Source organism: Halomonas sp. DP8Y7-3, assembly GCF_019801675.1.
Taxonomy (GTDB): domain Bacteria; phylum Pseudomonadota; class Gammaproteobacteria; order Pseudomonadales; family Halomonadaceae; genus Halomonas; species Halomonas litopenaei_A.
On record NZ_JAHVIO010000009.1, the window covers coordinates 50,617 to 72,312 of the forward strand.

At 62.5% G+C, this 21,696-nt stretch carries 15 protein-coding genes; 8 read left to right on the forward strand and 7 right to left on the reverse strand.

Annotation, left to right across the window (positions count from 1 at the left end; all coding sequences use genetic code 11):
* Positions 1 to 18: 18 nt before the first annotated feature.
* The gene (locus tag KUV86_RS09975; protein ID WP_206941695.1) at positions 19 to 1,047 is read right to left on the reverse strand and encodes a patatin-like phospholipase family protein; all 1,029 of its coding nucleotides are present in this window, start codon (positions 1,045 to 1,047) and stop codon (positions 19 to 21) included.
* Positions 1,048 to 1,222: 175 nt separating this feature from the next.
* Positions 1,223 to 2,002 carry a 3-hydroxybutyrate dehydrogenase gene (locus KUV86_RS09980; RefSeq protein WP_222162558.1) on the reverse strand — a complete coding sequence of 260 codons (780 nt, stop codon included), beginning with the start codon at positions 2,000 to 2,002 and terminating at the stop codon, positions 1,223 to 1,225.
* A 375-nt stretch (positions 2,003 to 2,377) separates the two neighbouring features.
* On the opposite strand from KUV86_RS09980, the gene KUV86_RS09985 reads away from it, so the two are divergent.
* Together KUV86_RS09985 and KUV86_RS09990 are read left to right on the forward strand one after the other, a co-directional pair.
* Positions 2,378 to 4,126 (forward strand): VRR-NUC domain-containing protein, encoded by a 1,749-nt coding sequence (locus tag KUV86_RS09985; RefSeq protein ID WP_222484677.1) that lies wholly within the window; start codon positions 2,378 to 2,380, stop codon positions 4,124 to 4,126.
* 88 nt (positions 4,127 to 4,214) lie between these two features.
* Positions 4,215 to 6,497, forward strand: a complete 2,283-nt coding sequence (locus KUV86_RS09990) for an ATP-dependent DNA helicase (RefSeq protein WP_222485021.1) — start codon at positions 4,215 to 4,217, stop codon at positions 6,495 to 6,497.
* Here the strand turns inward: KUV86_RS09990 and KUV86_RS09995 are convergent.
* Entirely contained in the window at positions 6,494 to 8,344 is a 1,851-nt protein-coding gene (locus KUV86_RS09995; RefSeq protein WP_206941689.1) for a monovalent cation:proton antiporter-2 (CPA2) family protein, read from the reverse strand. The two genes, KUV86_RS09990 and KUV86_RS09995, sit on opposite strands and share 4 nt — an antisense overlap.
* 109 nt (positions 8,345 to 8,453) lie before the next feature.
* Entirely contained in the window at positions 8,454 to 9,068 is a 615-nt protein-coding gene (locus KUV86_RS10000; protein ID WP_206941687.1) for a glutathione S-transferase family protein, read from the reverse strand.
* A gap of 211 nt (positions 9,069 to 9,279) precedes the next feature.
* Here KUV86_RS10000 and KUV86_RS10005 point away from each other — a divergent pair, with 211 nt between their 5' ends.
* From KUV86_RS10005 to KUV86_RS10020, 4 genes are all read left to right on the forward strand, one after another.
* On the forward strand, positions 9,280 to 11,361 hold the full coding sequence (locus KUV86_RS10005; RefSeq protein ID WP_222484679.1) for a PQQ-binding-like beta-propeller repeat protein: 2,082 nt from the start codon (positions 9,280 to 9,282) through the stop codon (positions 11,359 to 11,361).
* A gap of 103 nt (positions 11,362 to 11,464) precedes the next feature.
* The gene (locus KUV86_RS10010; RefSeq protein WP_222162561.1) at positions 11,465 to 11,719 is read left to right on the forward strand and encodes a hypothetical protein; all 255 of its coding nucleotides are present in this window, start codon (positions 11,465 to 11,467) and stop codon (positions 11,717 to 11,719) included.
* Positions 11,720 to 12,162: 443 nt separating this feature from the next.
* A complete protein-coding gene (locus KUV86_RS10015) occupies positions 12,163 to 12,969 on the forward strand; it encodes a helix-turn-helix transcriptional regulator (RefSeq protein WP_224908551.1) in 807 nt (268 codons plus the stop codon).
* 47 nt (positions 12,970 to 13,016) lie between these two features.
* Positions 13,017 to 13,931, forward strand: coding sequence for a DMT family transporter (locus KUV86_RS10020; RefSeq protein WP_222484680.1), 915 nt, complete (start codon positions 13,017 to 13,019; stop codon positions 13,929 to 13,931).
* 93 nt (positions 13,932 to 14,024) lie between these two features.
* On the opposite strand, the gene KUV86_RS10025 is transcribed toward KUV86_RS10020, so the two are convergent.
* From KUV86_RS10025 to KUV86_RS10035, 3 genes are all read right to left on the reverse strand, one after another.
* Complete coding sequence (locus tag KUV86_RS10025; RefSeq protein WP_222484681.1) at positions 14,025 to 14,339, reverse strand: hypothetical protein; 315 nt, start codon at positions 14,337 to 14,339, stop codon at positions 14,025 to 14,027.
* Positions 14,340 to 14,679: 340 nt separating this feature from the next.
* A complete protein-coding gene (locus KUV86_RS10030) occupies positions 14,680 to 15,954 on the reverse strand; it encodes a ribonucleotide-diphosphate reductase subunit beta (RefSeq protein WP_206941682.1) in 1,275 nt (424 codons plus the stop codon).
* A 116-nt stretch (positions 15,955 to 16,070) separates the two neighbouring features.
* Positions 16,071 to 18,974 carry a ribonucleoside-diphosphate reductase subunit alpha gene (locus KUV86_RS10035; RefSeq protein WP_222484682.1) on the reverse strand — a complete coding sequence of 968 codons (2,904 nt, stop codon included), beginning with the start codon at positions 18,972 to 18,974 and terminating at the stop codon, positions 16,071 to 16,073.
* 399 nt (positions 18,975 to 19,373) lie between these two features.
* Between KUV86_RS10035 and KUV86_RS10040 the strand changes: the two genes are divergently transcribed.
* Both KUV86_RS10040 and KUV86_RS10045 read left to right on the forward strand, forming a co-directional pair.
* Positions 19,374 to 20,087, forward strand: coding sequence for a winged helix-turn-helix domain-containing protein (locus tag KUV86_RS10040; protein WP_206941680.1), 714 nt, complete (start codon positions 19,374 to 19,376; stop codon positions 20,085 to 20,087).
* 4 nt (positions 20,088 to 20,091) lie between these two features.
* Positions 20,092 to 21,696 carry an ATP-binding protein gene (locus KUV86_RS10045; RefSeq protein ID WP_206941679.1) on the forward strand — a complete coding sequence of 535 codons (1,605 nt, stop codon included), beginning with the start codon at positions 20,092 to 20,094 and terminating at the stop codon, positions 21,694 to 21,696.

The window sequence follows — 21,696 nt, forward strand, 5'->3', positions numbered from 1 at the left end:
CGTTCCCGTTCCCTTGGATCAGTGGATACCGTCAAACATCTCTCTCAGGTCGACGCTATCTCGCTTGCCGATATCGTCGTAGTGTTGCTCGATCCAGGCCTGGGCACGTTGGCGACCTCTGTCACGAAGCAGACACAGGAACTCCCACTCCGCATTGAGCTTGGATGAAGCGCCCAGCGGCTTCAGCAGGTCCTGGCTGTCGATGATGTGGACCAGCATGTCGCGATAGGTGTCCGGATCAAGATGGCCTTCATGGATCAAGCGCTTGACGAAGGCCAGGGCTCGCAGCTCTTTGAGCAGGCTGGCATTGAAGGTGATCTCGTTGGTCCGATTGAGGATCTCCTGCGCGCTGATGGGTGATCCTTCGCGCTCTACCGGATTGATCTGCACGATCAGAATGTCGCGAGACTCTGTTGTCTGGTAGAACGGGAACAGCGGAGGGTTACCTGAATATCCGCCATCCCAGTAAGGCACGCCATCGACTTCCACAGCCTCGAACAGAAACGGCAAACAGGCAGACGCCATCACCATGTCCGGTGTCAGTTCCTGGCGGTTGAAGATCTTGACCCGTCCTGTTTCGGCATTGGTGGCGGCGACGAAGACCTTCATCTGGTCACAGCCGCAGACGTTATCGAAGTCCACCTGCTCGATGATGATGTCCCGAAGGGGGTTGTACTTCATCGGGTTGAACTGACTCGGCGAGAAAAAGCGCGTCATCAGGTCGAAGTAGACGTGGCCCGGTGAGTAGTCGAGACTCCAGTTGCCACTGAGCCGGTCCCAGGGGGTGCGCTGCAGAATGCTGAATCGTGCTGCCTTGGAGACCGCTCTCCAGAAGGTTTCCAGCTTTTCCCTGGCGGCTTCGCGCCCGCCCTGAACCAGGCCATCGGCCAGAACAACGGCGTTCATGGCACCAGCGGAGGTGCCTGAAATGGCTTCGATCTCGATGCAGGGGTCGTCGAGCAGGGCGTCCAGAACCCCCCAGGTGAAGGCGCCATGGGCGCCTCCGCCTTGTAATGCCAGATTGATCTTCTTGGGTGGCTTGGCCATCACCTTCTCCTGTGGTGCAGCGGTCTTGCACAAGACCGTCCTTAAGACCTTCTTATCAGACCTTCTTGTAAGACCTTCCTATAAGGCCTTTTGTAAGGCCCTTTCAGCTGACCGCTTAACGCAGCCGTGACGGTCGATGTGCTGTCTACGCATCATCAGCCCAGCACAAGGAGGGTCAATGTGCTGTCCAACCGCCATCCACCGGCAAGGCGATCCCGGTCATGGAGGCGGCGCCGTCAGAACACAGGAACAGGGCGGTGGCCGCCAATTGCTCTGTGGTGACGAATTCACGGGTGGGCTGGTTGGCCAGCAGCACGTCGCGAATGACCGAATCCTCGGAGATGCCGCGTGCCTTGGCGGTATCGGGGATCTGCTTCTCGACCAGCGGCGTCAGCACATAGCCAGGACAGATGGCGTTGACGGTAATGCCCTGTTCGGCAACTTCCAGCGCTACCGTCTTGGTCAGACCCAATACCCCATGCTTGGCGGCCACGTAGGCCGACTTGTAGGGAGAGGCAACGAGGGCATGAGCCGAGGCAATGTTGATCACTCGCCCCCAACCGCGGGCCTTCATGCCCGGCAGAGCGGCCTTGGTGAGGTGAAAGGCCGAATTCATATTGATGGCGATAATGGCGTTCCACTTGTCTTCAGGAAATTCGTCCACCGGTGCCACATGCTGTATGCCAGCGTTGTTGACGATGATGTCGACGGCGCCGAACGTGGCTTCGGCGCGCTTGTGCATGGCGCTGATCTCGCTCGGCTCCATCATGTTGGCGTTGTCGTAGACCACCTTGACGCCGTGTTTCTCAAGCTCCAACCGGGTGGTCTCCACGTCTGACGCCGCTTCGATACCGTTGATGACCAGGTTGATGCCTGCCTTGGCGAACCCCTCGGCGATGCCAAGTCCGATACCGCTGGTCGATCCGGTGATGATGGCGGTCTTCTGTTGGGGCATGAGTCGCTTCCTCTGTCTCTCGATCAGTACGTGGTTGTCGATATGTTGTCATCAGTACGGGGTATCGGCGCCTTGGTATCTATCTACTATCTATCTAAGGCGCTTGCGCTACCTGCCGCTATCTAAGTCGCTTGCGCTACCTGCCGCATGTTCCGCCGTTTTCAGTGTCACCAGCATAGACTGGCATTACAGACTCGGCTTTTGCTGAAATGGCTTTCTGTAGCAGTTGCTCATCAATGCTTAGCAGCAAAAGGAAATGTCCATGGCGGTAGCGGACATATTCCTCTTCCGTTGCTGGCGATCAGCAAGACGGCGAGTGAAGTGTCCGTCAGTGGGCGCTTGGGCGTGATAGGGCATCCTTGATAAGATGCCGCCATGACTCCTGACCTGCCGCAGCTACCTCCAGACCTGCGCGACGACCCCTTCTATTACCTGCGCCATTTCCAGTATGTGCTGGCGTGGGTGAGTAGCCGACACGGCGATCTGCTGGCCGCCCCTGAACGTGATTTCATCGCGCAGTTCGGTGGTCTCCCCGAACCTGCTCAAGCCCTGTTGGTGCGCATGGTGTCGCGCAAGGGAGAGCTGTTTCGTACGACCCGGCTCGATTACGTGGAAGTGGGGGATCTTGGCCTCGCCCTGGAAGAACTGGCCGCCGCCGAACTGATCGCGGCGGACCCGGTAGTGAGCCATGACGAGCTGATGACGCAATTGCGTCTTGCTGAGGCGCGACGGGTCCTGGTGCCACGTTTGCCGGATCATCAGCTCCCGGCCTCGGTATCGAAGACCCGCTTGGCTCAGGCGCTGGCGGATGCCCAGGATAAATCGGCGGATGCCTCGGATAGGTCGGCGGATGAGACGCCGTCCTTGCTGGGTCCCCAGCGCTGGAGTCAGTGGTGGCCGAACAGCGACGATGGCCTGTGGAGACTGACCGTGATGGAGGTCTGTGATCGCCTGCGCTTGATGTTCTTCGGCAACCTGCGGCAAAGCTGGTCGGACTTCGTCATGGCGGAGCTCGGGCACATGCGCTACGAACAGGTGGCACTCGATCCCGCTTCTCGCGGCTTTCAACAGCGACAGGAGGTCGACACCTATCTTCAGCTGCACCACCTGCGCGAGCGCCTCGAGCAAGGCGAGGACGTGGCGTCGGTATGGGCCGATGTGCCTGAGCTGCCTGATGACAATGCATGGCTGAGATCGCGACGGGCACGCCTGCTGCTGAGACTGGGTCAGCAGGCCCAGCGTGCTGGCCACGACGCCCTGGCCTTGGAGGCGTATGCCTTGGCGGGTCCCGGTGAGGCCAGGGTCAAGCGGCTGCGCCTGCTGGAGCGTCTTGGTCATGACCAGCAGGCCATGGAACTGGCGGAACAGGCGCTCGAGTCGCCGCAGGATGAGGCTGAGCACCAGGCGTTGGAGCGCCTGGTGCCGCGGCTGAGACGCCGGCTCGGGCTGCCCCGGCAGGAGCGCGCAGCGCTCGCGGATATCACGCTGTGGCAGCTATCGCTGCCGTCCCGTGCGCTGAATGACAGCGGTTGCGTCGAGCGCGCTGTGCGAGATCATCTCAGCGAGGATGGCGCGCCGGTGTTCTACGTCGAGAATCACTTGATCGCCGGACTGTTTGGCCTGTTGTGCTGGGATGTCATTTTCACCCCCTTGCCGGGGGCCTTCTTTCATCCGTTTCATCGTGGGCCTGCAGACCTTTATCGCGCGGACTTCGTGAGCCGTCGCCGAGAGCGGTTCGATGCCTGCCTGTCTGCGCTGGACGACCAGGCCCACGTCTCCCAGATACGTCGGCGCTGGGAACAGAAGCGGGGCATCGCCAATCCGTTTGTACACTGGGAGGTGCTGGATGCCACGCTGCTGGATGTGGCGCTCGAGTGCATCGATGGCGCAGATCTTCGGGTCTTTTTCACCCGCATGCTGGAGGATGTAAAGGCCAATCGGGCCGGCTGGCCAGACCTGATCCAGTTCTTTCCAGCGGCAGCTGAGGGCGAGCCCCGCTATCGCCTGATCGAGATCAAGGCGCCAGGAGACCGTCTGCAGGACAACCAGAAACGCTGGCTTGAGCATTTTCATCGCCACGGGATTGCGGTGTCGGTGTGTCATGTGCGGTGGCATGATGAGTGACGACTTGCGCTGCCCGGACGATCCAGACGCTTTGCCTGAGGCAGAACGAGAAGGGCTATCCGGCAGTGTCGCTGACGATAGCCTGGTGATGTCGGTGGCGGTGCGTGAGCTGTGCGACTTCACGGCACGTCGGGGAGACCTTGATCATCGCTTTACGCCAGCCCCCAGCTCCCGCGAGGGCATCGACGGTCATGCCCAGGTGGTGGCCCGCCGCGGTGAGGGCTACCGCAGTGAAGTGGCCGTCGAAGGAACGCTGGCAGGGCTACACCTGAGAGGGCGCATCGATGGTGTGGCCGACGACGGTTCACGGCTCGAGGAAATCAAGACCCACCGCGGGCGCCTGGATCGCATGGCCGACAACCAGCGGGCGCTGCACTGGGCGCAGGTGCGCGCCTACGGCGCGCTGTGGTGTCGCCAGCAGCGGCGTGAGCGCATCACCCTGGCCTTGGTCTACCTCGATCTGGTGACAGGTCGTGAAACTCTTCTCAGCTGTGAGGCATCCGCCTCGGAGCTGTGGCAGGAGCTCGCTGCGGCCTGTCACGACTATCTGCACTGGGCCAAGAGCGAGGCGCGCCATCGACGCCGCCGCGACAGTGCCCTGCAGGGCCTGCGCTTTCCGTATCTCGACTTTCGTCCCGGGCAACGCCAGATGGCGGAAGCCACCTACAAGGCGGTGGCCACCGGCAAGGCCTTGCTGGTCGAGGCGCCGACCGGGATCGGCAAGACCCTGGGCAGCCTGTTTCCGGCGTTGAAGGCCATGCCACGGCATGGCCTCGATCGCGTGGCTTTCCTGACCATGAAGACCACCGGGCGGCAGCTGGCGCTGTCAGCCGTCAATCAGCTGGATCCAGGCCCCGAGCGGCGGCTTCGTGTGCTGGAGCTGGTCGCGCGAGACAAGGCCTGCGAACACCCTGATCTGGCCTGTCACGGTGATAGCTGTCCGTTGGCGCAGGGCTTCTATGATCGACTGCCCCAAGCGCGCCAGGCCGCCGTAGCCCACGCCAGGCTGGATCGCGCCGGGCTGCGAGAGGTGGCGCTGGCGCATCGTCTGTGCCCCTACTATCTGGGCCAGGAAATGGCACGCTGGTGCGACCTGGTGGTGGGGGACGTCAATCACTACTTCGACTCTAGCGCTCTGCTGCATGGCCTGGCTCAGGCGCGCCAATGGCGCCTGGCGCTGCTGGTGGACGAGGCGCACAATCTGATCGATAGAGCGCGGGGCATGTATTCGGCCAGTATCGATCAGCGCAGTCTGGCACGCCTGAGCAAGGAGGCGCCTGCCGCGCTGAAACAGCCTCTGGCGCGGGTTGTGCGGCAGTGGCAGGCGGTGGTGCGGGAACATGGCGGCGACCAGCCGGGCTCTCGGGATGCACCGCGCTGGATGACCCTGGGGACGATTCCGGCAGAGTTTCTGCAGGCCCTGCAAGGGTTGAGCGGTGCCATCGGTGATCATCTGGGAGAGCATCCTGAAGATACCCGGCCCGCCCTGACCGATGCGTTGTTCGAGGCGTTGGCATTCTCTCGCCTGGCCGAGCGATTCGGCGACCACTCCATGTGCGAGTTGACCCGCCGGGGGCGAGGTCGCGCCCGACTTGCCATCGTCAATCAGGTGCCTGGCGACTTTCTCGCTCCGCGCTTTGCAGCCGCCCATGCCAGCGTGTTGTTCTCGGCGACGCTGGCTCCGCCACGCTACCAGCAAGACTTGCTGGGACTACCGGCCCACAGCGTGTGGGCCGAGGTCGAATCTCCCTTCACTGCCGAGCAGCTCGACGTCAGGATCTGCACCCATCTGTCGACCCGCTACCGCCACCGGGAACAGTCGCTGCCGGGTATCATCGAGATGATGGCAGCCCAGTATCAGCGGCGTCCCGGCCACTACCTGGCGTTTTTCTCGAGCTTTGCCTATCTGGATAGAGTGGTCGCCGCCATGGCCGATGCCTACCCGGAGATTCCCCGGCGGGTGCAGCGTCGCGGCATGGACGAAGCCGAGCGGGAAGCGTTTCTGGCCGATTTCGCACCGGGAGGCTTTGGTATTGCGTTTGCGGTGTTGGGCAGTGTCTTCTCGGAGGGCGTGGACCTGCCGGGAGATCGGCTGATCGGTGCCTTTGTGGCGACCCTGGGCTTGCCTCCCAGCGACGCTCGCCAGGAGGCCTTGAAGTCACGCCTCGAGGCGCGCTTTGGCCAGGGGGACAACTACGCCTATCGAATTCCTGGGCTGATCAAGGTGATTCAGGCCGCCGGACGTGTGATCCGCGGGCCAGAGGACAGCGGCACGCTGGTGTTGCTGGATGATCGCTTCGCCTGGCCGGAGGTGCGCGAAAGGCTGCCGTCCTGGTGGCAGCCGCGTCAGGTGAGTTCGCCCGACCCTTAGCGTTCAGGGGGATGGGAGGCGGGGGGCTCGGTGCTGGCCCTCGAAGGAATTTCATCGACCCTGCGCAGGATGTCTTCGTCCGCTTCGTACAACGTCTCGAGTTCCTTGGCCGCCTGTCGGATGGTCTGCATCTGCTTCTTCTCATTGCCGAAGACTTCGAGCTGTCGCCGCAGGGTATCTTCATCATGGGGGCGGAAGGTATCGATGGTCTGTTGGGCCTTGTCCCGCGGAATGCCCAGCCCGATCAGCACTTCTCGGGTCATCTCGAGACTGGCTGGCAGCAGCTCGCGCAGCACGTAATCCACCTTGGCTCGCATCAGCCGCTGGGCATGCTGACGATCCCGCGCGCGAGCGTAGATCTTGAGGTGGGGAAAGCGCTTGCTGGCACGCTGGATGATACGCATGGAAATCTCGGGATCACCCACCGCCACTACCAGTACCTGGGCCTGGCGAGCCCCTGCGGCCTCCAGCAGGTCGAGACGGGTGGCGTCGCCAAAGTAGACCTTGTTGCCGTAGCGTCGCACGAAATCCACGTGGTCGGCGTTGATGTCGAGAATCGTGTAGGGAATCTCGAGTCCCTGGAGCGCGCGTCCCATCACCTGACCAAAGCGACCGAATCCCGCCAGGATGATCCTGGGTGAGTCGTCGTCCATGGCGTCGAACTGGCGCTTCGGACGAGGTTTCTTGAAGAGCGGGCGGATCCACCGCTCATAGCCGAGAAACAGTACCGGCGTGGTGGCCATGGACAGCGACACGACCAGCACCAGCAGGCTGACGAGACTGGTCTCCAGCAGCGCTGCGCTGCCGGCCGCGGTCAGTACCACGAAAGCAAACTCGCCACCTTGAGATAGCAGCACCCCCAGGGTGGTGGTCTCGCGCCAGCCACAGCCATAGGCGCGTGCCGCCAGCATCAGACTGGCGCCCTTGGCCACCAGCAGCAGTGCGGTCAGCCCCAGGACCAGCCCCGGGGTCTCGGCCAGCAGCCCGATCTGGGCGGTCATGCCCACGGCCATGAAAAACAGACCTAGCAAGAGGCCTCTGAAGGGCTCGATATCTGCCTCGATACTGTGGCGGTATTCAGAGTCGGCCAGCAGAATGCCGGCAATAAATGCCCCCAGGGCCATCGACAGGCCTGCCAGCTCCATCAGCAAGGCGGCACCAATCAAGACCAGCAGCGACATGCCGGCAAACACCTCGCGGCTTTCGGTGGCGGCCGCTCTGCGAAACAGCGGCGGCAATAGCTTGCGTCCCCCGAAGATAAGGCCGGCGAAGGCGGCGACCGCAATCGCCACCTCCTTGAGCGCTGACATCACTCCTCCGGCGGCCAGGCTATCCGCGCCGAGGATCGGGATCACGGCCAGCACCGGGATGGCGGCCATGTCCTGAAACAGCAACAGGGAGAACGCCTTGCGCCCGTGGCGACTGTTGAGCTCCTGGCGCTCACCGAGCAGATGCAGGACCAGCGGGGTGGAGCACAGTCCGAGGCTGAAGCCGACGACGGCCGCCGCGACCGGAGACAGGCCTAGCGCGAGAGCCGTGACGCCGAGCACGAGGGTGGTGATGGCGACCTGTAGCGATCCGAAGCCGAAGACCGGTTTACGCATCAGCTTGAGACGCGCCGGCTTGAGTTCCAGGCCGATGACAAACAGCAGGAAGACGATGCCGACCTGGGAAAACTGCAGCACGCCTTCCGCGTCAGGCACCAGGCCGAGGGCAGACGGGCCAATCAGTACCCCAGCGATCAGGTAGCCCAGCACCTCTCCCAGTCCCAGGCGCTTGATGACGGGTACCACCACCACGGCTGCAGCAAGAAAAATCAAGACGTTGAAAAGGAGGGCGGTGGCCAAGTCGTGACTCCGTTACGGCGTTGCAAGAAGCCACCAGCATACCTGATATCCGACAATGAGAGATGACCGACCGGGCCGGTCGGTCATTGACCATGGCCACCTCAACGGCTCAGGCAGGGAGCGCTTCGTCACCGAGGGAGACATAGCCTGGCAGCGCTTGAATGCGCTCGAGCCAGGCCCGTATGCCGGGAAACGTCGACAGCGAGAAGCCGCCTTCATGGGCAACGTGGGTATAGGCATACAGCGAAATATCCGCAATGGTCGGGCGGTCGCCGACCAAATAAGGCGTCGCTTCCAGCTGACGCTCCATGACCTTCAGCGCCTTGTAGCCGCCCTCTTTCTTGGCTTCGTACTCGGCCTTGCGTTCATCAGGCAGGCCGAGATACAGCGAGATGAAGCGGGCAACGGCGATATAGGGTTCATGGCTGTACTGTTCGAAGTATTGCCACTGCAGCACCTTGGCATGCTCAAAGCGGTCCTGCGGTAGCCAATCACTGCCGCCGGCCAGGTAGTGGAGAATCGCGTTGGACTCTGCCAGAAAGCGTCCGTCATCCAGCTCAAGAAGGGGAATCTTGCCGTTGGGATTACGCCCGAGAAAATCCTCTTCACGGGTGTCACCGGCCAGGATATCGATGCCGATCCACACCATTCGGATGTCGAGCAGTGAGGCCAGCAGCTTGATCTTGTAGCAGTTTCCCGAACGGGTATCGCCGTACAGATTCATCGGCGTGTTCCTCTGGAGCAACGGATGGATGGCACATCATGCCATGTTCGTCGCCTCACGCCAGGCATTTGGCGTGCCTCTGCACGGTACGCCACGAGGGTGGACGTAGGTCGCAGTGATCACCGGCAGCTTCTATTCTGAAGCTGCACGTCGCGAGAGCTGAGGCGACGACTTGCCTCGTGGCCGTCAGGGACGAAAGGAGATGCACTCAATGGATAACCGTCGGGCTGCCAAGGGGCCTTCCATCATGCTGGGACTGGTGCTGGCTGTAGTGGCATTGGTGCAGCTACTGGCGGGAGCGCTGCTGCTGGCTCAGGGCGGCAGTGTCTATTACGTGGTATCTGCCGCGGGGCTGGTGGCAGTGGCCGCAGGGTTGATGGGGCGCTGGCGCGGCACCTTGACGGTGTATGCGGCGTTGCTCGCCGGCACGCTTGGTTGGGCGCTGTGGGAGGTGGGGCTGGATGCCTGGCGCTTGATACCTCGGCTCTGGGCCCCGGCCTTGCTGGGACTGGTGTTGCTCCTGCCATGGTGGTCTCGCGGCGCCACTGGCCTCGGTCGTCAGGGAACCGGGCTGACGTCGATCGTTGGTCTGGCGCTACCGCTGCTGGCGGCGGCACCGCATATCGTCGAGGCGTGGCAGCAAGGTGATCGTGCTCATGCGCCGTTCGCACTGACCGACGTCTGGCACACCGAGCTGACGGCAGGGGTGTCGTCCCTGGCACTGTCGGATGATCAGCAGCAGCTGTTTGTCTGCACCCAGCAGGGAGTGATGGCACGCCGAGCCACCACGGGAGAGCCGCTATGGGCCTACCAGTGGCAAGGCGATGTCGCCGGGGAACGCTGCGCGTATCTGGCCTTTCATGATGCCTGGCAAGGCCCCGTCGAGGGCGCGGCGGGGGTGTTTGTACCCATCCCAGGAGAGCAAGAAGGGGATCCCCTGGAATTGGCATCCACCCATGAAGGCGCCGGTGAGAGCGGTATCAGCGAGACCGACTTGATGTGTCCGCAGCGGCTGTTTGTCGCCTCCTCATCCGGCACTTTGCTGGCGCTGGACGCCGACACCGGCAGGCCTTGCGAGAGCTTTGCCGCGGCCGGGATGACCACCGTCGAAGCGACGTCGCTGGCGGCATTGCAGGTGACCGATGGCGCGATAGTGGCATCTGCCATGGAGGATGGCCCCGCCCTCCAACTGCTCGACAGCGGCTCGGGAGAGAGCCTGTGGAGCTGGGGAGACGCGGCAGGTGGCGACAGACTGCTGGCGGTCGATCAGGCACTGAATCGCCTGATCGTGTCGTCCGCCGCCAGGGTGCCTACTGGCGACGCAGGAAGCCTGATACAGGCAGTGGATATCAGCGATGGCACCGTCCTGTGGCAGACCGAGATGCTGGGCGGTATCACCGCGTCTGGCACGGCTGCCTTGATGACACTGACGGCAGAAGAGGCAGGTCTCGCCGACGCTGGGGAAGATGCCGGCGGCAGAGAGGAACAGCCTGACGCGACAGCGCTGGTGATGGTGGCTGACACCGCCGCCGGGTTGACGCTATTCGACCGGTTGACCGGGGAGATACTGTCCCACGAGGTGCTGGCCGCTTCACCGCCCTTGGCCGAGGAGCCTTGGCGCAACACAGCGCTGACAACGGCTGGCGCGGCTGAGCGAGATGCCTGGGGGCTCACCCCCGTTGATCAACTCTGGTGTCGACTGCGCCAGCGCACTCGGGATCACGGCCTTCCCAGTGCGCTGCCGGCTCCGCTGACAGACCTGCTCGCGGACCTGCTCGTGCATCCGCCCATGGCACCGCCCTGGTCACGACAAACGATCTTCGGCTCGCCGGACGAAGGATCTTACCTGCTTGCCAGCACTGGCCTGGTCAGCCGCGACGGGGGCAGGCTTGCGTGGCCATGGTGCCAAACGCCCCCTTGGGGGGCGGTGGCGCGTGTCAGCCTCGGGCCTTCGACAACGGGGGAGTGGGTGTCCACGGTGGCGGGCCTGGACGTTCACCACCTGAAGCCGTCGCGGTTCTCACCGCGACGTTTGATGGGGGCGAGTGGCTTGACCGCGCCTGTCACGATCGACAACACCGTTGTCGTCGGTGCCAGCAGTGCCTCGAGGCTGTTTTTCCTGCAGCCCGACACTGGCCAAGCCTTGGGCACACAGTCCCTTGCTGGCGGTGCCGTAGAGGGGCTCTGGACGTTCACCGAAGCGCCCGGGACGTCGTATCTCGTCGTGGCGCTGAAGCATCGGCAAGAGGCGTCACGGCTGATCGTGATGGCGCCGGATGCGATGCCTGAGTAGCGAGTCGCCGTGTCACGCGCAGTCATGGCGATGACTGGCTGCGTCAACATCCATGGCAAAGCGCCGTCGGTGCGCTTTGCTCGACTGGCAGGAGGAGGGGGAGATGCGTCTGCTGATCATGATCATCATTGGCGTGGCACTGGTCTTGCTGTTGCTCTGGACCTGTCCAAAGCCTCGTCAGCATACTGCGATGTGGGTCTTTAGCCTGGCATGGCTGGGAGTCTGTGCCTGGAACTTAAGCGTCGGGTTGTCACACGGCTATGCCTTGGGGGAGGAGCTGCTGGTGCATGCGCTACTCTTCGGCGTGCCGGCAGGACTTGGCTGGTGGCGGGTGTGTCGGGAGCCGTCTTCCGCCTGATCCTTGGATGACGGAGTCTGGGTGACTGGATCAGTGTGACGGGGTCAAGGGTGGCTGGATCCAGAGTGACAGAATCAGCAACGCGTGACAGCGGTCAGCGATCGACGGCTCCAGGGCGTGGCAAACGCGAACTAGTGTGCCGTCGGGACCTTCTTGTAGTGGCCCGGGACCTTTACCCGTTCACCGTTGGGCAGGGTCTTGACGTGGGTGGGAACGTAAACGCGCTTGATGACACTCTTGGATGTCGCCATGACGGACCTCCTGCATGTTCCATGGAGAGGACCTCCGACAGACATCTCTATCAGAGCCTGGCGGGGTTGTAAATGAGAGGGTATCGCTTCTGCCAAGGAAGTACGTTTGACCTGGATCAGCTGGCGCCCAGGTTTCCAGGGCGACGGCGCGAGGGCTAGACTGAAGGTGTGGCTTTGGGACATGACCTTGCAATGATGCTTGACGCTCCAGTAATCGAACGGCGTAGCTACCCGGATAGGGTGCTCAGTGACCGGCATGACTACCAGCAACTGCTGCTGGGGCAAGGTGGCATGGTCGAGCTGGAGGTGGCCGGTCGGTGTCTGCGGGTAAGCGAAGGCGTGCTGGCACCAGTCCCCAGCGGTGACCTGCATCATTATCTCGCCCCCGCGGACAACGACGTCCTGGTGCTCGATCTCCCGGTGGAGTGGTGCCATGCCCTGGGTATCGAATCCTTGTTTGAATCCGGTCGAGGGGCGAGCCGCCGCCTGTCGGGGATCAAGGTCCCCACAGCACTGGCGACCGCCGCGCCTACGGGCCCTGCGGATGTACCTCGGCTGGCTCAGTGGCTGCTGACCTTGGCGACAGCGCTTGACGCAGGGGGGGGCAAGCCGTTGCCGTCCCAGCGGCTAAGTCTGCTCAGACTGTTGCCAGAGGTCCGTCGTCGTCTGGAGCAGCCATGGCGGGTCAGCGACATGGCCAGCCTCTGTCACCTGTCCGAGGCCGTCTTTGCGCGTCAATTTCGCGTCCTGATGGGCATGGCACCGGCGGCCTGGCTACGTCGTGAGCGTCTGATCCTGGCCCGTCAGCTGCTGATGGGCCCTGGCGCCCAGGGGAGGGCCATGCCCGTTTCCCTCAGCGAGATTGCCCTGGCCTGTGGTTTTCACGATGCAGCACATTTTACCCGGGTCTTTGGTGAGGCCCACGGGATGCCGCCAGGGCGCTGGCGACAACAGACCGCCCAGCAGGTCTTGCAAAGGTCAGAATCGTACAAGACATGATGGCGTGCGCCGCACACACTCGAGTCCTCGTCTGTGTGGAGGTCCTCATGTCTGTTTCTTCATCCTCATCCAGCAGTGACATCGCAGTGCGACCTGATCTGCGGCGCCGGGCCACCTTGATTGGCGCTACCACCGTGCTCAATTGGGCCATGCTGTCGCTGTTCACCCAGCTGGCCGGTCCGGTGCCGCCATTTCTATTGACCGCCTTGGCGTTTGCGGTGGCCTTCGTCTGCTTCGTGGTCTATCAGCGCGTGCGGGGAGAGGCGGTCATCGCGCCGATGCGCCAGCCGCCACTGATCTGGGCGCTGGGTGTCGGTGGGTTGTTTGGCTATCACGCCCTGTATTTCGTCGCTCAGCAGAATGCTCCGCCTGCCAACGCTGGCTTGATCAGCTACCTGTGGCCGCTGCTGATCGTGCTGATGGTAGCGTTGTTACCCGGCGAGCGCCTGCGCGGCTATCACGTCATCGGCAGTGTGCTGGGCTTCTGTGGTGCGGTGTTACTGATCGGCGGTGATGTCAATGCCGGTGGCAGCCTGCTTGGCTACGTTGCCGCCTTTGCCAGTGCCTTTGTGTGGAGCGGTTACTCGGTACTGTCCCGGGCCACCAGCAAGGTGCCGACCGCCGCCGTGGGCGGCTTCTGTCTGGCCACGGCGATACTCGCAGCGATCTGTCACCTGGCCTTCGAGACGACTCGTTGGCCCGAGGGCAGCGCTTGGCTCGGTGTCATTGCCCTGGGTCTGGGCCCGGTAGGCAGCGCGTTCTTTACCTGGGATATCGGGGTCAAGCAGGGCGATCTACGCCTGCTGGGCTTCCTCGCCTACTTTACGCCGCTGCTGTCGACGCTGGTGCTGGTGGTCACTGGCTATGCCGCCCCCAGTCTGTGGCTGGCCGGTGCCGCGGGGCTGATTACCCTGGGCATGCTGGTCGGTAGCGGCTGGATCGGGCGTCGGCGCAGCCGCTGAGGTTGGGCGTGTCACAGGCTGGATGAAACGCCATGCGACAGCGCTCCCTCGCGGTGATGACCGTCAGTGAGCGCTGTCACTTCTCTCGAGGCCTTAATGGCTGGTAATGCGATGTCGTGACAGCCGGGTAAAGCGAATCGGTGGCGTGCTGGCCAGCCCCATGCGATCGGTGTCCGGCTGAGCGCGCCAGCCACGATACAGCGCCCAGCGCTTCAAGGCGTCCAGGTTCAGGTGGGGGTGGTGATCATCGTGGGGGTCATATTCAGGGGCGGGGAAGGCGTGGGCCAGGTGGTCGTAGCGAGCCAGGGCGCGCTCGCCGCCATGGGCGGCCAGGGCCTGGTCCAGTGCGGTCTGCCAGGCGCGAGTGTCGTGCTGGTGCTGCTGTGGTGTTGCGTTGGACACTGTCATGGTATTGCCCTCTCACTAGGTGGCTAGATCTTGGGGTCTCGCCATACACTTTCTGGGCCAGTAATTTTCTATCTCAATCGACCTGCTTTTGCTTTCCGTACCAGTGCTCACTTTTTCTAAACAATGGACTGGTAGTGGGGGAGCGGCCTGTGCGCTCCCCCGTTGAAGAGATTACTTAGCCTTTTCCTGCTGCTTTCGAATCGTACCGATCTTTTTGTCTGACCTCGTATCTCTACCATCAGGGTTTCTGATTGATCCTGGTGGCAGCCCACGAGACTTTTCAAAAGAGCCCACGGTACAGTCACTACGAACCTTCCTAACCATTCTGCATATCCTCTTTTTAATCCCAGCTCAGTGCGCCGCCGACCTGATACTCGGTGACGCGGGTCTCGAAGAAGTTCTTTTCCTTGCGCAGGTCGATGATCTCGCTCATCCACGGGAAGGGGTTCTGGGCGCCGGGGAACTGCTCTTTCAGGCCAATCTGGGCCAGGCGGCGGTTGCAGATGAAGTGCAGGTACTCTTCCATGATGGCCGCGTTCATGCCCAGCACCCCTCGAGGCATGGTGTCACGCGCGTAGCTGATCTCGAGCTCGGTGCCCTCGAGGATCATCTGCGTGACCTCATCCTGAAACTCGGGCGTCCACAGATGCGGGTTTTCGATCTTGATCTGGTTGATCATGTCGACGCCGAAGTTCAGGTGCATCGACTCGTCACGCAGGATGTACTGAAACTGCTCGGCCACGCCGGTCATCTTGTTGCGACGGCCCATGGACAGGATCTGGCTGAAGCCGCAGTAGAAGAAGATCCCTTCGGTGACGCAGTAGAAGGCGATCAGGTTGCGCAGCAGTTCCTGATCGGTCTCTACGGTGCCGGTGTGGAAGTCCGGGCGCGCCAGGGACTGGGTATGTTTCAGGCTCCAGGCGGACTTGGCGGCCACGGAAGGCACTTCGCGATACATGTTGAAGACTTCGCCTTCGTCCATGCCCAGCGACTCCACGCAGTACTGGTAGGCGTGGGTGTGGATCGCTTCCTCGAAAGCCTGACGCAGCAGGTACTGGCGGCATTCCGGGTTGGTGATCAGGCGATACAGGGCCAGCACCAGATTGTTGGCGACCAGGGAGTCGGCGGTGGAGAAGTAGCCCAGCGAACGTTCGACAATACGGCGCTCGTCGGCGGTCAAGCCGTCGTTGCTCTTCCATAGCGCGATGTCCGCGTTCATGTTCACTTCCTGGGGCATCCAGTGGTTGGCGCTGCCGTCCAGGTACTTCTGCCAGGCCCACTCGTACTTGAACGGCACCAGCTGATTGAGGTCGGCGCGGGCGTTGATCATCTGCTTGTCATCGACCTGGATACGCGCCGCGCCCATCTCGAGCTCTTCGAGACCTGCCGCCACGTCGAGCTCCTCAAGGGCCTGGCGTGCGCGGGCCAGGCGGTTGTGGTCGGCGACGCCATAGTGGCCAGTGCTTTCGCGCACCGCCTCCTTCGCCTCGACCGCCGGTTCGGTGACCGGAGCCGTTGCCGGCTGTGGTGCCTTTTGCGGCTCCGGTACCTTTCGCGGTTCCGGAACTTCGGCGGTGGCGGTGTCGTCCTCGTGAAACTCGTCCCAGTTCAGCATTGTGGCTCTCTCCCGATCGTCTGATCGGCCGACGCGCAGGGCGTCGGCAGGGGTGTCTGGTCGCCTCGGCCTGGCCTGCGGGGGCTTGCCCACAGGACCGAGCGTGGTGGTCCGGATTACTGGCAGGCCTCGCAGCCTAGTTCATCGATATCGCCGGCGGAGGGAGGACGTTGGCCGCCCTTGCCCTTGAGGAAATCATCGATGCCCCGGGGCTCTCCCTCGACTGCGGTGTCGATACTGGGCGAGGGAGCTGCGGTGGGCGCGTCAGTGGAAGCGCCGTTGGCGACGGCATTCAACTTGCCGCGGTTGACCGTGGATTTCTCCACCGAGGTGGCGCCCAGCGCCCGCAGGTAGTAGGTGGTCTTGAGTCCTCGAAACCAGGCCATGCGATAGGTCACGTCCAGTTTCTTGCCGGATACCCCTTGGATGTAGAGGTTCAGCGACTGGGCCTGATCGATCCATTTCTGACGTCGCGCGGCCGCCTCGACCAGCCACTTTGGCTCGACTTCGAAGGCAGTGGCGTACTTGGCCTTGAGGTCGTCCGGGACACGATCGATAGGCTGGACGCTGCCGTCGTAGTACTTGAGGTCATTGATCATCACCTCGTCCCACAGGCCGCGCTGCTTGAGGTCGCTGACCATGTAGGCGTTGACCACGGTGAATTCGCCGGACAGGTTCGATTTGACGAACAGGTTCTGGTAAGTCGGCTCGATGGACTGGGTGACGCCGCAGATGTTCGAGATGGTGGCGGTGGGAGCGATGGCCATGACGTTGGAGTTGCGCATGCCCTGCTGCTGCACCTTGCTGCGCAGGCGTTCCCAGTCCTGGGTCTGGCTGGTGTCGACCTCAATGAAGCGCTCGCCTCGCTCGGCCTTGAGCCTGTCGATCGAGTCGATCGGCAGAATCCCCTGACTCCACAGCGACCCCTCGAAGCTGGCATAGCGCCCGCGCTCGGCAGCCAGGTCACTGGACGCTTCGATGGCGTGATAGCTGATCAGCTCCATGGAGCGATCAGCAAAGGTGATTGCCTGCTCGCTGGCGTAGGCGATGCCCTGGGCATACAGCGCATCCTGGAAGCCCATCAGGCCAAGACCCACGGGACGGTGCTTGAGGTTTGACTGTCGCGCCTGGGGCACCGCGTAGTAGTTGATGTCGATAACGTTGTCGAGCATGCGCACGGCGGTACGCACGGTCTTTCTCAGCTTGCTGGCCTCCAGCTGGCCCTCGACGATGTGATTGGCCAGGTTGATGGACCCCAGGTTGCACACCGCAATTTCGTCAGCGGAGGTATTGAGGGTGATCTCGGTACATAGGTTGGAGCTGTGCACAACGCCAGCATGACTCTGCGGGCTGCGAAGATTGCAGGCATCCTTGAAGGTGATCCAGGGATGGCCGGTCTCGAACAGCATCGACAGCATCTTGCGCCACAGGTCCTTGGCCTTGACCCGCTTGTACAGGGTGATCTGACCGTTGCGGGTCATTTCCTCGTACTCGGTGTAGCGCTTCTCGAAGGCAACACCGTACAGGTCATGCAGGTCCGGGCAGCTGGACGGCGAGAACAGGGTCCACTGCTCGTCGTCGAACACCCGCTTCATGAACAGGTCCGGCACCCAGTTGGCGGTATTCATGTCGTGGGTGCGACGCCGGTCGTCGCCGGTGTTCTTGCGCAGTTCGAGAAACTCCTCGACATCCAGATGCCAGGTCTCCAGGTAGGCGCAGACCGCGCCCTTGCGCTTGCCGCCCTGATTGACCGCCACGGCGGTGTCGTTGACGACCTTGAGAAACGGCACTACTCCCTGGGACTTGCCGTTGGTGCCCTTGATGTAGGAGCCCAGGGCGCGCACAGGAGTCCAGTCATTGCCGAGACCACCGGCCCACTTGGACAGCATGGCGTTGTCACGGATAGCGCCGTAGATGCTCTCGAGGTCGTCGGACACGGTAGTCAGGTAGCAGCTGGAGAGTTGGCTGCGCACGGTGCCTGCATTGAACAGGGTGGGCGTCGACGCCATGTAGTCAAAGCTCGACAGCAGCTCGTAGAACTCAATGGCGCGGGCCTCACGCTCAGTTTCCTTCAATGCCAGGCCCATGGCGACACGCATGAACATCACCTGGGGCAGCTCGTAGCGCACGTTGTCACGATGCAGGAAGTAGCGATCGTAGAGGGTCTGCAGGCCGAGGTAGGTGAACTGATTGTCGCGGCGGTGATCCAGGGCTTCGCCGAGACGCTCCAGATCGAAGTTGGCAAGCTCCGGGTCGAGCTGTTCGAACTCGATCCCGCGCTCGACATAGCGCACGAAGGCCGGCGTGTAGAGCCTGGCCATGTCACCGTAGGTGGCGTCTTCTGCCACCTCGAGGAACGACAGTGCCTCGCGGCGCAGGTTGTCCTGCAGCAGGCGAGCGGTGACGTAGGTGTAGTTGGGGTCTTTCTCGACCAGGGTGCGGGCGGTCATCATCAGCGCTTGCGACACGCCGTCGATGGTCACGCCGTCGTAAAGGTTCTTCAGGGAGTCTTGAACAATCTTGTTCGGGTCGACGTTCTCGAGCCCTTCGCAGGCGTCGAAGACCAGGGTTTCTATGCGTCCCAGGTCGAGGGGGCGGCGGCTGCCGTCGGCGGCGGTAACGTTGAGCGTGGGGTGAGGCTTGGCGATGCCGCTGTCCTGGCGGGCTCGGGCATGCTCTTCACGATAGAGCACGTAGGCGCGGGCGACCTTTTGCTCGCCACTGCGCATCAGCACTAGCTCGACCTGATCCTGAATATCCTCGATATGTACGGTGCCTCCATCCGCCAGGCGCCGGGCGAAGGTGTGTTCGATGGCCTCTGCGGAGTGCTTGACGAAGTCGCGTACCCGACTCGAGGTGGCGGCGTTGTCTCCCTCGACGGCGATGAAGGCCTTGCTGATGGCCACCGCGATCTTGCCGGCATCGAAGGGCACCACATCACCGGTGCGCTTGATCACGCGCAATGTGTTGGGCGCAGTGACAGAGACAGACGGTCGATCCGGGCTTGCGATGGTTTCCATGGCGCCGAGGCTCCCTGTAAGGCGAGAAGAGTCGTGGAAAAGGGCATGAGAAGGCGTCGTTCCGTGCTGATTGACAGCCTTCGGTGGACTTGCTAGAGGCACACTATGTAGTGCCTTGGCGGGCCACGAACACAAGATAGTGTGCATTTTTGCCTTCATCAAGTGGGTAATGTCACGCCGGTCGCAGCGCTTGGGAGAGGGGCATCCCGGGGCGTCCAGCCAGGCCAGTGTTGGTGCCGCTGGCAGGCGTAAGGCAGCGTCAGGACGGGACCGAAGAGAGGGCAGGCGACGGCGAAAATTTCGGGTATCCTTGTGTTATCGCGTGTGACATTGCTTAGTATCAGTCGTCTGTCCGGCATGCTTCATGCCCGGTACTCGCCACAAGGAATGAGAAACCCTATGGAAGATCGCTCAGAGCAACGAGAACAGGATCACGTACTCATCATCGAGGATGATGAGCGTCTCGCTGGTCTGACACGGGACTACCTGGAAGCCAACGGCTTTCGCGTGAGCCTGGAAGAGGACGGCGGTAAGGGAGTCGATCGCATCCTGTCGCTGCAGCCGGATCTGGTGATCCTTGACCTGATGCTGCCGGGGGAAGATGGCCTGTCCATCTGTCGCCGTGTACGCAGCGACTACTCAGGCCCGATCCTGATGCTCACCGCTCGCACGGATGACATGGATCAGGTGCTGGGACTCGAGATGGGCGCCGACGACTACGTGCCCAAGCCGGTGCAGCCGCGTGTGCTGCTGGCACGCATGCGCGCGTTGCTGCGCCGACTCGACGGCGCAGAGGCCGGGGGCGAAAGCCGGCTGTCGTTCCAGGATCTGGACATCGACAATGCGACCCGGGAAGCCTGGTTGAAGGGTGAGCGTATCGACCTGACCAGTGCAGAATTCGATCTGCTGTGGCTGTTGGCGAGCCATGCCGGACGCGTGTTGACCCGGGAAGAGATCTTTTCTCAGCTTCGCGGTATTCGCTACGACGGACAGGATCGGTCTATCGATGTGCGGGTATCGCGGATCCGCCCCAAGATCGGTGATGACCCCCACCATCCGCATCGCATCAAGACCGTCAGAAGCAAGGGCTATCTGTTTGTGAAGGATAGCTGAGCGCATGCGTCGCGCCCTTGCCGACAGTACCTTCCTGCGGGTCTACGTCATGCTGGCGGCGACTCTGGTGCTGGCGCTTGGCGTGGCGATGTCGGGCATGACGTTGATCGACAAGATCCGTATCGAGCACTATCGCGAGACGCTGGCTGAGGCTCCGATGAATCTGATGGCGACGATGATCGATCGTTTGCCTCGATCGGAGCGTCGCCAGTGGATGGAAGAGCGCTCCGAGGCGCTCGATATATCGATGTCGATCGTGTCCCTTTCGTCCTTGTCGCCGAGCTACTTTACTCGCCTGCGGTTACAGCGCGGCGGCGTATTGGTGGATCGCGACAGTCCCCATGACTGGCGCTTCTGGCGGTTGATGCCGGGAGGCGGGGCGGTGCTGCAGGTGGCGCTGTCAGGGCTGTCGGAACGCCAGCTGCGGGGCCTGACCCAGCTCAGCGGTGAGTGGCTGGCGAGTCTCCCGGCCAAGGATCGTCAGTCCAGCCTCGATGGTTTGAGTTCAGGGGATCTGGCGGTGTCGATCAGTCAGTCGCCGCCGACCATGCTGGATGAGCGTCACCTGTCGCGTCTGGCCGGGGGCGAAGTGATGATGCAGCTGCTGCCCGAGCACTGGTCAGTGGTGCTGTTCATGCAGGTCTCGCCACCGGGAGAGGCGCCGTTCTGGCTGACCGTCGGCCCCATGGCAAGTTACGAGGCGCTGCCGCCTGCGCTGCTGGCTTCCATGCTGGTCTTGCTGATGGGCGCTCTGGCCATCGTTATCTACTTGATCGTACGCGGCATCGAGGCGCGCATGGCGCGTCTGGAAATGGCTGCGACACGACTCGCCAGTGGTCGTCTCGATACCCGAGTTAAGGTCGAGAGTGGCGACTTCCTTGGACGTGTCGGCATGGCCTTCAACGGTATGGCGTCCCAGGTGCAATCGCTGTTACGCGCCCAGCAGGACATGATTCGTGCGGTGTCGCATGAGCTCAGGACGCCGGTGGCGCGGATACGTTTTGCGGTGCAGATGGTCGAGGACATGTCCGAGGACGCCCTGGTTCGGCGTCAGCTGCAGGGGGTCGATAGTGATATCGATGAGCTTGATGATCTGATCGACGAGATTCTGACCTACGCTCGCCTGGACAGCGAGACCATCCACGGGGTGGATGCCACACCGGAACCGGTGGAACTGCGCGATACCTGCGAGCGAGTGATCGATGCCTTGATGCCGTTGCACGGCAATCTCGACGTGCAGCTGGCGGCGGGACCGGAAGTGGAGATACACGCGGACTTGCGCTATCTGCAGCGTGCCATCCAGAACCTGGTGGCCAACGCCTGTCGCCATGCCCGCTCCCGCGTCAAGGTCAGCCTGTACGATGAAAGCCGTCTGGTGCGTGTCGACGTGGAAGATGACGGCGAGGGGGTGCCCCCCGAGGCCCGCCAGGATATCTTCAAGCCCTTTGCGCGTCTCGACGATAGCCGCACCCGCCGTTCGGGGGGATATGGCCTGGGTCTGTCCATCGTGCAGAAGGTCATGGCCTGGCACGGGGGCAGTGTCACCGTCGATGAAAGCCCGACCCTGCAGGGCGCCCGCTTTACCCTGATCATTCCCCGGCGTTTCTGA

Bases quoted from the DNA above. Each gene is read 5' to 3' on its own strand.
- KUV86_RS09975 (WP_206941695.1), bottom strand. From the start codon at position 1,047: ATGGCCAAGCCACCCAAGAAGATCAATCTGGCATTACAAGGCGGAGGC.
- KUV86_RS09980 (WP_222162558.1), bottom strand. From the start codon at position 2,002: ATGCCCCAACAGAAGACCGCCATCATCACCGGATCGACCAGCGGTATC.
- KUV86_RS09985 (WP_222484677.1), top strand. From the start codon at position 2,378: ATGACTCCTGACCTGCCGCAGCTACCTCCAGACCTGCGCGACGACCCC.
- KUV86_RS09990 (WP_222485021.1), top strand. From the start codon at position 4,215: ATGTCGGTGGCGGTGCGTGAGCTGTGCGACTTCACGGCACGTCGGGGA.
- KUV86_RS10000 (WP_206941687.1), bottom strand. From the start codon at position 9,068: ATGAATCTGTACGGCGATACCCGTTCGGGAAACTGCTACAAGATCAAG.
- KUV86_RS10005 (WP_222484679.1), top strand. From the start codon at position 9,280: ATGGATAACCGTCGGGCTGCCAAGGGGCCTTCCATCATGCTGGGACTG.
- KUV86_RS10010 (WP_222162561.1), top strand. From the start codon at position 11,465: ATGCGTCTGCTGATCATGATCATCATTGGCGTGGCACTGGTCTTGCTG.
- KUV86_RS10015 (WP_224908551.1), top strand. From the start codon at position 12,163: ATGATGCTTGACGCTCCAGTAATCGAACGGCGTAGCTACCCGGATAGG.
- KUV86_RS10020 (WP_222484680.1), top strand. From the start codon at position 13,017: ATGTCTGTTTCTTCATCCTCATCCAGCAGTGACATCGCAGTGCGACCT.
- KUV86_RS10025 (WP_222484681.1), bottom strand. From the start codon at position 14,339: ATGACAGTGTCCAACGCAACACCACAGCAGCACCAGCACGACACTCGC.
- KUV86_RS10030 (WP_206941682.1), bottom strand. From the start codon at position 15,954: ATGCTGAACTGGGACGAGTTTCACGAGGACGACACCGCCACCGCCGAA.
- KUV86_RS10035 (WP_222484682.1), bottom strand. From the start codon at position 18,974: ATGGAAACCATCGCAAGCCCGGATCGACCGTCTGTCTCTGTCACTGCG.
- KUV86_RS10040 (WP_206941680.1), top strand. From the start codon at position 19,374: ATGGAAGATCGCTCAGAGCAACGAGAACAGGATCACGTACTCATCATC.
- KUV86_RS10045 (WP_206941679.1), top strand. From the start codon at position 20,092: ATGCGTCGCGCCCTTGCCGACAGTACCTTCCTGCGGGTCTACGTCATG.